The organism is Erwinia sp. 198, from assembly GCF_003937915.1.
GTDB lineage: Bacteria > Pseudomonadota > Gammaproteobacteria > Enterobacterales > Enterobacteriaceae > Erwinia > Erwinia aeris.
In genome coordinates this window covers 79,866-92,708 of record NZ_RHUM01000011.1, presented here as the reverse complement: position 1 = coordinate 92,708, position 12,843 = coordinate 79,866, and the positions used below count along the sequence as shown (strand labels likewise).

Here is a 12,843-nt window from a genome sequence, read left to right as displayed (position 1 = left end):
TCAAACTTTATCAAAAGCCAGCAAGGCGCGCGCGCTGCACGAAAAGGTTAACGTCTGTCACATCTTTTGTTACATTATAACACTCAGTTTTTCAGTACCAGCGGTAAACTCACCTGCGTTTACCTTGTCTTACGCCGTATCGTTAGAATAATAACGTTTTCAATACCAAAGCCGCTTTGGTCATGCCATTCACTGCCATAACAATGACGGGACAGATGAAAAAATTGCTTTTTTTGACTCAATACAGGGTCTGCTGCTTTATTGCCTTTTACACGGGCATTTTATTGAACCTGCCGATTTTCCTCCGCCGCTTTCATCAGCTTCATTACGACGCTCTGCTGTCGATCACCATTGAAGTGGTCGCGGCTTTCACGCTGGTACTGTTTACCACGCTGCTGGCCTCGCTGGCCGGACGACTGCTGTTCCGCATTCTGACTTCGCTGCTGGTGGTGTTTTCCGTGGCCGCCAGCTATTACATGATCTTTTTCAACGTCGATATTGGCTACGGCATTATTGCGGCGGTGATGACCACCGACAGCTTCGATCTGTCCAGAGAGTCGGTGGGCTGGGATTTTGGCGTCTGGTTGGGCCTGGTAAGCCTGCTGCCGCTGCTGATCCTGTGGCTCGCGCCGCTGCCGGAAGCGGCCCTGCGGCGGCGTAACGGTGGCGCTATCGCCCGGCGCGTCGGCGTCATGCTGGCCGCCGGCCTCTGCTGCTGGCTGCCGCTGAAGGTGATGGGCGAGCACCAGGACAATCTGGATCGCCAGCATAACCGCATGATGGCCAGCTACGGCGGCGTGGTTGCCGGCACCTATTCGCCATCCAACTGGCTATCAGGCATGGGCCTGCTGGCCTACAGCAGCTGGAGCCAGGCAGAAGACAGCCGCAAACTGTTCGATCCCGCCGCGCACTTTACCTATACGCCGCCAAAAGATGCGGATAGCCTCTATATCGTGTTTGTGATTGGCGAAAGCGCGCGGCGCGATCATATGGGGGTTTACGGTTACCAGCGCGACAACACGCCTTATCTGGATAAAGAGCCTAATCTGGCTGCGCTACAGGGTTACTCCTGCGACACTTCGACCAAACTCTCGCTGCGCTGCATGTTTGTGCGCGAGGGCGGGGCGTCGGAAGCGCCAGAACGCACGCTAAAAGAGATGAACGTGTTTTCCGTGTTGAAAAAGCAGGGCTTCTCCTCCGAGCTGTTCGCCATGCAGAGCGAAGCCTGGTTCTACAACAAAGCGCTGGCGGATGACTATGCGCTGCGGGAAACCATTCAGTCCGAAAAGCGCAACGTCGGCAAGCCTATTGATGATATGGCGCTGGTCAGCGAGCTGAAGGATTCTATCGAGCGTCATCCGCAGGGTAAACACCTGGTTATTCTGCATACCAAAGGGTCGCACTATCTTTATACCGAGCGTTATCCGCGTAGCTTTGCACGCTACCAGCCGGAGTGCCTGGGCATTGACGACGACTGCACCACGCAGCAGATGGTTAACTCTTACGATAACAGCCTGCTTTATACTGATTACGTGCTGGAGCAGGTTTTTAACCAGCTGCGCGATCGTAACGCTATTGTGTTTTACGCTTCCGATCACGGCGAGTCGATTTCGCAAAATATGCATTTCCACGGCACGCCGCGTAATCAGGCGCCGATGGCGCAGCGCACCGTGCCGATCATGGTTTGGGCATCCGACAAATTTTTACAGCATCCCGAGCATGCTGCAGCCTTTAATCAGCTGAAAAAAATGGCGCGCGATAAAACGCCGGTATTCCATGAAAAGCTGTACGACAGCCTGTTAGGCTGCGCGGGTTTTACCTCGCCGGACGGCGGAATTAATCAGTTGCGTAACTGGTGTCGCGTACCCTGAGTCAGGCGGTAAGTAAAGGGAGGCTGCGGCCTCCCTTGAGATTGACGGTAAACTCAATGGTCTGGCGGCACGCTGGCGTGTTTGCCAGCAGCGCTATCGCTCCACTGCGGCAGAGGCTGAACCAATAAGCAAGCCCCTACGAATGAGTTCACGGCGTTTCCGTGTTCCGCTACTGCTTTTCGCCAGCCCAGGCACGACCGGTTGTATAAAGACTGAATAAATAATATGCAAAGCGCTCGTGTTAAAAGCGACCGTAGACAATAAGCTACCGTCAACTTTGCCTGAAACGCCACAAGCAGGTATTCTACGGGCCATATTTACTGAGACGGTTATTGAGGTCGACATGATTATTAAACCACGCATTCGTGGCTTCATCTGTGTTACCGCCCATCCGGCGGGTTGCAAAGCTAACGTTGAAAAACAAATTGATTACGTGACCCGCCAGGGCAAAATCGCCAACGGCCCTAAAAAGGTGCTGGTGATCGGCGCTTCTACGGGTTATGGCCTTGCTGCCCGCATCTCTGCCGCCTTTGGCTGCGAAGCCGATACGCTGGGCGTGTTCTTCGAGCGTCCGGGCGAAGAAAACAAACCGGCTACCGCTGGCTGGTATAACTCTGCGGCTTTTGAAGAGCTGGCGGAGGCGAAGGGCCTGTATGCAAAAAGCATCAACGGCGACGCTTACTCAGACGAAGTAAAGCAAAAGACCATTGAACTGATTAAACAGGATCTGGGGCAGGTCGATCTGGTGGTATACAGCCTGGCTGCGCCGCGTCGCACCCATCCAAAAACCGGCGAAGTCTTTAACTCTACGCTGAAACCGGTTGGCAAAACGCTGCACACGCGCGGTCTGAACACCGATAAAGAAACCATTACCGATATCACGCTGGAACCGGCTTCTCAGGAAGAGATCGACGGCACCGTAGCGGTGATGGGCGGCGAAGACTGGCAGATGTGGATTGACGATCTGAATGCGGCCGGCGTGTTGGCTGAAGGCGCGAAAACCACCGCCTTTACCTATCTTGGCGAGCAGATCACTCACGATATCTACTGGAACGGCTCTATTGGCGAAGCCAAGAAAGACCTGGACAAGCGCGTCCTGACTATTCGCGACACGCTGGCGGAAAAGGGCGGCGATGCGCGCGTTTCCGTACTGAAAGCCGTGGTTACCCAGGCCAGCTCTGCTATTCCGGTAATGCCGCTTTACCTGTCGCTGCTGTTTAAGGTGATGAAGGAAAAAGGCACTCACGAAGGCTGCATCGAGCAGGTTTACGGCCTGTTCAAAGACAGTCTGTACAACACTTCGCCAATTCTTGATGATGTTGGCCGCCTGCGCGCCGACTACAAAGAGCTGCAGCCAGAAGTGCAGGATGAAGTGGTGAAGCTGTGGCCGACCGTCACTAACGAAAACCTGAACGAACTGACCGACTTCGTTGGCTACAAAACAGAGTTTATGCACCTGTTCGGCTTTGGCCTGGACGGCGTGGATTACGACGCCGACGTCAACCCGGATGTGAAAATCAAAAATCTGGTGCAGATGTAAGCGTAAAGGCGTCCTGCGGGACGCCTTTCTTTCACGCCTGATAACTTCTCAGCCGAATTTGCCAGAAAAAGTGATATATCCTTTTTTAAGAAAAAACGGCGGAATATAATTATCCCACCCTTTATGCTGGCAATAATGAGCAAGCGCAATTTCGTTCATTACGTTAGCTTTTTCACAGCAGCGGGCTATTCTGTTTCTTAACGTCAGCTTGCTAAGGTTGAGCATAGCGGACATGCGCCCCTTTTTCATCCCACATAAAAGTAGCAGAATAACCTCCCATTCCCGATCGGTAAAAAGTGGGGAAGGCGCAGTAAAAGTAAGAGGTTGACGAGAGCGCTGATACAGAAATGTTGAAAAGTAGATGTTTGTAATCTCAATATAATTACAAATTATGCCAGGTGAGCCGTCAGGCAGTTGCCAAAGACGCTTTTCAACCAAATAAGCCTGTTTTCTGTTATTTCCTTCTTGATTAAAAATCTTCAAAACTATGCTCATAGCGCCTGTATTTATAATCTTTTTGTCATCCTTTATGATTGTTTCGTAAAAATCAACGAGGTCGGGGAATAAGTCCTTGTCCGTATGGCCTTTTATTTTTTCGGAAGGCATATTAAAATAAAGACAGGCTTCATGGTTGGCGTAAACGTAGCGTGAAAAGGCGTCTTTTATCGCCCATCCAAACAAAGAACGGTTAAAGTAATAGTCCATTATTATTATCCGGAAATGATAATGTGCCCTTTTTTTAAAAAGAAGGCAGGAACATAGTTATCTATATTTTTCTCCCGACAAAATTCAATCAGCATGGAAGATGAGCTCACTTCCGCTTTACGATAGCAGCTTCTCAGGCGTCCACTGACGGCATGGATAGAGATGCCCAGCACACAGGCTACTTCTTTCAGGCTTAAATTGCACTGTAACAAATAAACCACTTCCCACTCTTTTTCCGTAAAGACAGACGAGGGCGGCTGAAGAGTGGCATGCTGACAGAGTTTGCCCTTGAGCAGGGATCCTGGCGTGATAATATTGATATGCCTGACGCTGATCACCGTGCCGATGCACTGATGCTGTTCGTTAAATAACGGCTCCTGAATATTATAAGCGGGCTGCAGAATTTTCTCTTTACCCTGAATATGCGTGGTAATAGCGCGTACCGCTTTTCCGGTTTGCTCAATTTCTTTTTCCTGCCGGGCAAATATATCGGCAAATTCAGCTACGGGGACTGGGACGTCGCGTATATTTAGCCCTTCGTAATCGAAGCGGGTGGAAATGGTTTGCCATATCTTAAAAGCATTATTTACGTAAACAAAGTTGGAATCAATGTCTTTTACTGCCCATCCAACAATTGGATCGTTTTCAAACATATTAATAAGTTTTTCTGGAAGCGAGTGAATTTTCATAGCGGTAACCCTACATAAAAAGAACCCTACATAAAAAGAACCCTACATTAAAAAAACCTTACATCAAACAGACCTTTTTTCACTTGGCATAAATAACGTAAAACAGGCTGGAGTGGCAATAGTAGAAATACTATTAACAACATCGATTGATAAAATTTAAAGCCTGAGCCGTAACGCAATCCAGATTACACGGCTCATTTAGCGTCAGGGAAAGTAATCCAGCTTGCTCACTATAAGGGAAACCGATGAACAAAAATGATATGCACCCGGCAGATATTATTGCCTTATTGAAAAAGAGGGGCACCAACCTGTCCGCTGTATCACGAGAAGCGGGGCTGGCCGCCTCGACTTTGGCTAATGCCTTAAGACGGCCCTGGCCCAAAGGAGAGCGCCTGATTGCAAAGGCTGTGGAAATGTCCCCGGAAGATATATGGCCTTCAAGGTATAAAAGCAGAAACAGATGCGACCAGCGGCAACAGCTAACCGGAAAACGCTGATGGCCTGAAAAGAGCCGTTCGCATGAGGGTGCGTTGTCCTGTTGTTGAAAACAGCCTGACTGGATGAATCAAGGTTAAAAAAAAGCCGGTAACGGGCGTTACCGGCTTTGACCTGTACGGGACGACTTATGCGAGAGAAGCCGCAGTGCGCTCTACCAGCGCCAGCAGAAGCTTGATATCTTCCAGCGTCACGGTTGGGTTCAGCAGCGTCATTTTCAGGCAGGTTACGCCATTGTGTTCGGTCACGCCTACGTTGGCGCGTCCGGAATCCAGCAGCGCATCGCCGATTTTCTGATTAAGCAGGGCGATTGCCGTATCGTCGCCCTGTTGCGGACGGAAGCGGAACAGCACGCTGGCCAGCTGCGGCTCCATCACCAGCTCCAGCGCAGGCTGTTCGGCAACCCAGGCCGCAACCTGCTGCGCCAGCGTTACGCCGTGATCGATGATTTCGGCATACTGCTTCTGACCCAGCGCTTCCAGACCCATCCACATTTTCAGCGCGTCGAAACGACGCGTGGTTTGCAGAGATTTGGAAACCAGGTTCGGTACGCCCTGAGCTTCGTCGAACTCAGAGTTCAGGTAGGCCGCCTGGTAACGCATCAGCTCGTAGTGACGCGCTTCTTTCAGCAGGAACGCACCGCAGCTGATAGTCTGGAAGAACTGCTTGTGGAAGTCCAGGGTGATGGAGTCCACCAGCTCGATGCCGTCCAGATAATGACGATACTTTTCAGAAAGCAGCAGCGCGCCGCCCCATGCCGCATCAACGTGCAGCCAGGTTTCGTTTTCTGCCGCGATCTGCGCGATTTCACGCAAAGGATCGATAGCGCCCGCGTCGGTGGTGCCCGCCGTTGCGACGATAGCCAGCACTTTCTCGCCGTTGGCTTTCGCCAGCGCCAGTTTATCAGCCAGATCCGCCGTATCCATACGCGCAAAGCGATCGGTTTTCACCAGCGTCACGGAGCGATAGCCCAGACCCATCAGCGCCATATTCTTCTGCACGGAGAAGTGGGCGTTTTCAGAGCAAAACACTTTGATCTTGCTGAGATCGCCCGGCAGACCATCCTGCTGGACAGAGTGGCCCAGACGCGCAAAGAATGCGTCGCGCGCCAGCATCAACCCCATCAGGTTGCTCTGGGTGCCGCCGCTGGTGAAGACCCCCGCGTCGCCGGCCTGATAGCCGACCCGAGCGCGCAGCCATTCGATCAGCTTCATCTCAATAATGGTGGCTGAAGGGCTTTGATCCCAGGAGTCCATGCTCTGGTTGGTGGCGTTGATCAGCACTTCCGCCGCCTGGCTAATCACCAGGCTAGGGCAGTGCAGGTGCGCCACGCACTGCGGATGATGCACAGACAAACTGTCTTTCAGAAAATACTCGATCGCACGCTCAATGGCGGCCTGGTTGCCCAGGCCTTCCGTAGTGAAATCCAGCGCGATACGCTCACGCAGCTCGGCTACGCTTTTGCCCTGATACATCTCAGGCTGCTGCAGCCACTGCACGACGGCCTGGCTGGTCTGGGCAATAGCCTGCTGGTAGGCTTCGGTGCTCTGCGCCGAAGCTGCCAGAATAGGGTTGGACCGGGACATTAACTTCACTCCGCAGAAACAGGTTTAACGCCGGCGGCAACCAGGGCGACTTCAAATTTATCCAGGAAAACACCCAGCTCTTCATTGCTGATCAGCAGCGAAGGCAGCAGGCGCAGCACGCAGCCGTGACGGCCGCCGCGCTCCAGAATCAGGCCGGCTTCAAAGCATTTTTTCTGCAACAGCGCGGAAAGCTCGCCGTCGGCTGGGTAGCAACCCATATGATCCTGAGGCTCGTTCGGCTTGACGATCTCAATGCCCAGCATCAGGCCCAGGCCGCGCACGTGGCCGATGACCGGATAACGCTTCTGCATCTCTGCCAGTTTCGCTTTCAGCCATTCACCCTGTTCGGCAACTTTATCAGCGATATTGTTGTCTTTCAGGTGACGCAGGGTGGTCAGACCGGTTGCCATCGCCAGCTGGTTGCCGCGGAAGGTACCGGTATGGTGGCCCGGCGCCCAGGCGTCGAACTGCTTTTTGATGCCCAGTACGGCCAGCGGCAGACCGCCGCCTACGGCTTTGGACATTACGATGATGTCCGGCTCGATGCCCGCGTGCTCGAAGGCGAAGAACTTACCGGTACGCGCGAAGCCGGCCTGCACTTCGTCCAGGATCAGCAGAATGCCGTGTTCCTGGGTCACTTTACGGATGCGCTGCAGCCACTCGACCGGAGCCGGGTTCACGCCGCCTTCGCCCTGAACCGCTTCCAGGATCACCGCCGCAGGTTTACGCACGCCGCTTTCCACGTCGTTAATCAGGTTTTCAAAGTAGTAGGCCAGCGCCTGCTCGCCCGCCTTGCCGCCGATACCCAGCGGGCAGCGGTACAGGTGCGGATAAGGCATAAACTGCACTTCCGGCATCATGCCGTTAACGGCTTCTTTTGGCGACAGGTTGCCCGTTACCGCCAGCGCGCCGTGGGTCATGCCGTGATAGCCGCCGGAGAAGCTGATCACACCGGTACGGCCGGTGTATTTTTTCGCCAGCTTCAGCGCGGCTTCTACGGCGTCAGCGCCGGAAGGGCCGGTGAACTGCAGGCAGTACTCTTTGCCCTGGCCCGGCAGTAAAGAGAGCAGGTAGGCAGAAAATTCATCTTTCAACGGCGTCGTCAAATCAAGCGTATGTAACGGCAAGCCACTGGTAATGACATTTTGGATGCTCTGCAGCATATCAGGGTGGTTGTGGCCAAGCGCCAGCGTACCTGCACCGGCAAGACAGTCAAGATATTGATTATTCTCAACATCTGTAATCCAGACTCCCTGTGCTTTAGCAATGGCGAACGGCAGCTTGCGCGGATAGCTCCGCACGTTCGATTCATATTCAGCCTGACGGGCTAAAAACGCTTCATTGTTTCCTGATGAATTCGCACCAAAATTATCAATACGGACTTTATCCGTCATCATATCTCTCCTACAACCAGGGTTATAAATAACGCCGTGGTTGAAAAATAAATTAAAAGTGTGAGCGCTGTAAAAAAGCGCGGCCAATATAGGACTTTTCAGCCCCCGACTCAATCATTAATTTTGTTAAGATTAGTTTAAGTTTTTACTATAGTAATCAATATGTTGTTGGTTTTCTGACCCATTATCAGCCTGGTGCTTTATTAACATCTTTACAACAAAGCACAAAAAAGGCCCTTTTAAACGCTTTTATGGCGTGCAAAAGGCCAGCAAAGCGTTGCTCTACAGCGGCAACGGGCGTTTTAACGGCCAACAATCTTACATTTACCCGCGTGCTTAATAAGCGCAGCGGCAATAAAACGCCGCTTACTGCCGGGATTATTAAGCGCAGCGGCCGTAATATGCCGCTTCGCTTATAAATGCCCTGAGGAAATTCTTAAACAAAATAAAAGGAGGCGGCTTAACCTGCTGTTTTTAATTATAGAGCATGCAAAGCCTGCGCGATAATGAAACAATTTTCTCGCTCTGAGCTAAAACATAGGCTGTACTCAAATTAAATAACGCGGGCTTACAATTTGAAACGGGAGTGCGGAAATGAGTAATCTGTTAAATATCAACGCTGAGGAGATTATTACCCTTTTTCGCAAACATTTTCCGGATCTGCCGGAGAATATGGAGAGCAGCGTTAGCGCGATTTTGGTCACCGAGCCCCCTCAGGAGGTCAATGCCGAGGTCACGCTTTCAGGTCAGGGTGAAGGGCATCTTGTTCACTGTCAGATCATCGAAGGCTATAGCAACATTTGCACCGGCAAGGCCGCTCCGCCTATTTTTCCCTTGCAGCTTGCCAGCACCGGCACGCTCAGCAGCGCGGACTATGCTTTACTGTTCCGGGAAACGGCCCATTTTTACCTGGCCGCCAGCCTGGCGCTGACCGGAATTTTGTTTTATAACGCCGAAAAACAGCAGCTGCTGGGAATTTATACGGGATCGGCCATCGCCTCTGACGACAGCGTGTCGTTTGTGTTGGCAGGTGGCTGGCACTCGAAAACGCTGGACTGACGAGTGGGGCGATGAGGGCCGGGGTAAAGAAGAAGACAGGTGTACATCTGCTTACAGGGAATTACGCAAATCTGACAAAATGCTGTAGCACCGTGTCGATTTCTGTTAATTTGTGACACTGCTTTTTACGATACAGGCATTATTACCGTGATTTACGACTGCTTTTTATACTATGACGAAGATATGCTGCTGGAAATCCGGCTCAATACGCTCCATAAACACGTAGATAAGTTTGTCGTCGTTGAGTCGCTTTATACGTTTACGGGCAAAAAACGTGAACGCCTGCATTTTGATATCGAAAAATTTGCGGCCTTCAGGGATCAAATTATTTATGTTGTTAACGATCGCGTGCCGGTTATTTATCAGCAGGCTTTTTATTCCAACAGTTCTCTGGTCAAGGCAGGGGAGACCGATCCCTGGCAAAACGAAAGCCATGCGCGTAATGCTATTATGCAAGGCCTGACGGACGCGCGGGATGAAGATATCATTATCATATCCGATGTGGATGAGGTCCCCCATCCTCAGGCGCTGGCGCAGTTCAGCCACAGGCACCTTTGCACCACGCTCTATCAGCACTTTTATAATTTTAAGTTTAATTTGCAGGTCATGAACGAAGATGATACGCCTCGTCTGTGCAAACTGCCTAAAATGGTAACGTATAAAAACCTGAAAGGCTTTTTTCACGGCCAGCCCGAGCTGCTGCGCAACGTGAAGCGTAAAGGTACGCCGATTCGGGACAGCTGGCTACGCTGGAATCTGCTGAAATTACGCACCAAAATTGTTCAACAGGGTGGCTGGCATTTCTCCTGGGTGATGACGGATGAACGCATCAGCGAAAAGATGTCGACTATTTCTCATACCGAGCACGATCGGCCGGAATTTAATAATCCCGACCATATTCGTCGCTGCGTCGAGAATAATATCGACATCTGGAACCGCCCGCGCAAAATGAAGATAGTGCCGGTCGATAACGAGCATTTGCCGGACTGGCTGGTGGCCAACAAAGCGCGTTTTCAGGCATTTATTCGCGAGTAAGACGCGGTCACGTATGATCTATGCCTGACCGTTATATTGCTCATCGGTGACTTTTTCGAGCCACTCCACAACTTTACCATCCTGCGCTTCCTGAATCGCGATATGGGTCAGCGCGGTTTTTGCGCTGGCGCCATGCCAGTGCTTCTCAAACGGTGGGATCCATACTACGTCGCCGGGACGGATTTCACGCGCCGGTTCGCCCCAGGTCTGCACATAGCCAAAGCCTGCGGTTACAATCAGCGTCTGGCCCAGCGGGTGCGTATGCCAGGCGGTACGGGCGCCCGGTTCAAAGGTGACGCTGCCGCCGCTGGCGCGGGTGGGTTCGTTGGCAGGGAAAAGCGGGTCGACGCGCACGGTGCCGGTAAACCAATCTTCAGGGCCTGCATAAGAAGCCTGAGAACCGCATTGATAGATATCAGTCATTATTTGTTCCTTGCAGATAAAAGTCCGACTGCGTCGCAGTAGAATCGAAGAGGGCGGACGAAAAGAAATTAACGATAAGCGTAGCGCAAAACTAAGACGAGAATAAGCTGACTGAACCGAATAAGCTAATGAGTGGCGCTCATGAATAGAAATAATCAATTAATTATTAAGGCTTTATTCTTGTCCTGATCTTTATCGTAAAGCCAGATGCTGATTTTTGCAGTTATTTGCCACGAGAAGTTAAAGGTAACTATGGTTTCCAACCTCAATATTATTTTTTAAAAACGCTGACGGGTGGGATAAATAAATGCTCTGAATAATCAAAATCGTTGGGCAAAGTGTTCAGCGCTACGCAGAAAATAACCTGCTACAGCGCAAGAAATGTTCCATCAGCTGAACCATTAAGAGGCTTTTTTAGTACGTTACAGCGATCTGGCCTATAGCGTTTTGTCATTACTATAGTCTGTAGGGTAAAACGTAAATTGGGATGCCATATAATCCTTTATTATGAGAGGTTTATAAGGTAACAGTACCTCGCTTAAAATAAGCCAAAGCAAAAAGGCTCTTCTTAAAACAGTGCGGCATCAAGGGCGGAACAGCCTGCGCCATGCCGCCCAACAAGAAACGCCGTTTAGCTATGCATCGCAAGGCCTTTAATCGCTTTATCGACCGCTTTCTTAGGGCCGCGAATCGCCAGCCCCACTAAATTAAGATTGTCCGGGTCTTCTGCCTGAAAAGCTTGTCGGTTGGCCTCGTCGTGACCGGTCGAAAACATCGCCTGGACGTAAGGGATCAGCGTCAGCTCGCGCGCCAGTCCTTTGCAATGCGCAGCCTGTAAACCGGCGAGATCGGCGGCAAACACCAGCATCGGCTGCCCGGCCATACAACCGTAGCGCTGGCCTTTAGCGTCTATATAAGGTTCGCCCCGAATTTCCGGCGCGGCGTAAGCGATACCGCTGGCTAAAAAGGCCGTTACGTTCAGTCGCTGCCAGATGGCAAGATCCTCGCGCACAATCAGTGCGATTTTACTGTCAAACATGCTGCTCTCCGCTGAGTAAGTCAGCTTTTATCTTCAGCGGAGAGAGGACTGGCGGTATAGAACATTTGTGCACTGCTGCTGGTAAGCCGCAGGCGTAATGCGGTAAGCGCGACGGAACCAGCGGCCAAGATGACTTTGATCGGCGAAGCCCACCTGCGCGGCCGCCTGCGCCGGGTGGCATCCCTGCGCCAGCAGCGCGCGTGCGGTTTTCAGCCGTAGCCTGACCAGATAAGCGTGCGGCGACTGGCCGAACGCCTGCTTAAACTGGCGCGTCAGGCGAAAACGATCCAGGCCAACGGCAAGCGCTACATCGTCCAGTCCAATATCGCTGGTCATTGACTCATGCAGAAAATCCCTGACGCGCAGCATGCCGCACAGATCCTGCGCCGCAGAAGGGCGGCCGTGCAGATGACGCGACAGAAGATCCACCAGCCGATCGAGATTTTGATCGCGGGCGAGCCTGCCTTCGGCGCCATGAATAGTGCTGAAAGCCTGCTGGATCGTCAGGTTGAGCCGATCGTCCTGCATCAGGGTTGAGCGAAAAGCCGCTTCCAGCGCGGAAATCTCGCCCAGGCCGCGCCGCTGGAGCTGAGTATTCAGCCAGCTTTGCGGCAGATAAAGCATGCTGTAGGTAAAGCCTTCCGGATTTGGGGCGTGGCCGTCATGTACCGCGCCCGGCTCAATCAGCATAATCTGTCCCGGCGTGCTGGTATGCAGCCTGCGGTGACAGTTAAAACGCTGTACGCCCATATGCGTTACGCCGACCAGCATCTCGTCATGATCGTGCGGATCGTAGGCGTGCCCGCAAAAATGGGCGTGAACGCTTTCGATGCCGGTTTCATTATCCCGGCGCAAAGTCAGCCAGTCGCCGGTAAGAGAGTTTGACATGGATGCTTTTTCGCCTGTACACCGCTTAGCGGCTAAATAATTCAGGCGAGTAAACTAGCATCCACGCCAGCCGCGGCGCAAGGTGGCCGCAGTAAGACGCAATCCTTATCGAAGCGGTT

Annotated in this window: 12 protein-coding genes; 5 read left to right on the top strand and 7 right to left on the bottom strand. The window is 52.1% G+C overall.

The genetic code is table 11. The annotated features are described in order from the left end of the window. Window positions 1-215 precede the first annotated feature (215 nt). Complete coding sequence (eptB, locus tag EGK14_RS15875; RefSeq protein ID WP_125290071.1) at window positions 216-1,871, top strand: kdo(2)-lipid A phosphoethanolamine 7''-transferase; 1,656 nt, start codon at window positions 216-218, stop codon at window positions 1,869-1,871. A gap of 343 nt (window positions 1,872-2,214) precedes the next feature. Next, window positions 2,215-3,411: an enoyl-ACP reductase FabV gene (gene fabV, locus EGK14_RS15870; RefSeq protein ID WP_125290070.1), complete on the top strand. Its 1,197-nt coding sequence runs from the start codon at window positions 2,215-2,217 to the stop codon at window positions 3,409-3,411. Between the two features lie 48 nt (window positions 3,412-3,459). On the opposite strand, the gene EGK14_RS15865 is transcribed toward fabV, so the two are convergent. Continuing rightward, the gene (locus EGK14_RS15865; RefSeq protein WP_125290069.1) at window positions 3,460-4,116 is read right to left on the bottom strand and encodes a PAS domain-containing protein; all 657 of its coding nucleotides are present in this window, start codon (window positions 4,114-4,116) and stop codon (window positions 3,460-3,462) included. A gap of 5 nt (window positions 4,117-4,121) precedes the next feature. Further along, entirely contained in the window at window positions 4,122-4,805 is a 684-nt protein-coding gene (locus EGK14_RS15860) for a helix-turn-helix transcriptional regulator (RefSeq protein ID WP_125290068.1), read from the bottom strand. Window positions 4,806-5,050: 245 nt separating this feature from the next. Here EGK14_RS15860 and EGK14_RS15855 point away from each other — a divergent pair, with 245 nt between their 5' ends. Then, window positions 5,051-5,302: a helix-turn-helix transcriptional regulator gene (locus EGK14_RS15855; protein WP_125290067.1), complete on the top strand. Its 252-nt coding sequence runs from the start codon at window positions 5,051-5,053 to the stop codon at window positions 5,300-5,302. A gap of 126 nt (window positions 5,303-5,428) precedes the next feature. Here EGK14_RS15855 and EGK14_RS15850 read toward each other — a convergent pair whose 3' ends face one another. Both EGK14_RS15850 and EGK14_RS15845 read right to left on the bottom strand, forming a co-directional pair. Continuing rightward, window positions 5,429-6,886 (bottom strand): aspartate aminotransferase family protein, encoded by a 1,458-nt coding sequence (locus EGK14_RS15850; RefSeq protein WP_125290066.1) that lies wholly within the window; start codon window positions 6,884-6,886, stop codon window positions 5,429-5,431. A 5-nt stretch (window positions 6,887-6,891) separates the two neighbouring features. Next, the gene (locus tag EGK14_RS15845; protein WP_125290065.1) at window positions 6,892-8,283 is read right to left on the bottom strand and encodes a diaminobutyrate--2-oxoglutarate transaminase; all 1,392 of its coding nucleotides are present in this window, start codon (window positions 8,281-8,283) and stop codon (window positions 6,892-6,894) included. Between the two features lie 591 nt (window positions 8,284-8,874). Here EGK14_RS15845 and EGK14_RS15840 point away from each other — a divergent pair. Together EGK14_RS15840 and EGK14_RS15835 are read left to right on the top strand one after the other, a co-directional pair. Next, a complete protein-coding gene (locus EGK14_RS15840; protein ID WP_125290064.1) occupies window positions 8,875-9,339 on the top strand; it encodes a hypothetical protein in 465 nt (154 codons plus the stop codon). Between the two features lie 147 nt (window positions 9,340-9,486). Then, window positions 9,487-10,374: a benzoate transporter gene (locus EGK14_RS15835; RefSeq protein ID WP_125290063.1), complete on the top strand. Its 888-nt coding sequence runs from the start codon at window positions 9,487-9,489 to the stop codon at window positions 10,372-10,374. A gap of 18 nt (window positions 10,375-10,392) precedes the next feature. Here EGK14_RS15835 and EGK14_RS15830 read toward each other — a convergent pair whose 3' ends face one another. From EGK14_RS15830 to EGK14_RS15820, 3 genes are all read right to left on the bottom strand, one after another. Further along, window positions 10,393-10,797 carry a cupin domain-containing protein gene (locus EGK14_RS15830; protein WP_125290062.1) on the bottom strand — a complete coding sequence of 135 codons (405 nt, stop codon included), beginning with the start codon at window positions 10,795-10,797 and terminating at the stop codon, window positions 10,393-10,395. Between the two features lie 631 nt (window positions 10,798-11,428). After that, a complete protein-coding gene (locus EGK14_RS15825; protein WP_125290061.1) occupies window positions 11,429-11,836 on the bottom strand; it encodes a DUF2000 family protein in 408 nt (135 codons plus the stop codon). A 33-nt stretch (window positions 11,837-11,869) separates the two neighbouring features. After that, window positions 11,870-12,724 (bottom strand): AraC family transcriptional regulator, encoded by an 855-nt coding sequence (locus tag EGK14_RS15820; protein ID WP_125290060.1) that lies wholly within the window; start codon window positions 12,722-12,724, stop codon window positions 11,870-11,872. Window positions 12,725-12,843: the final 119 nt, after the last annotated feature.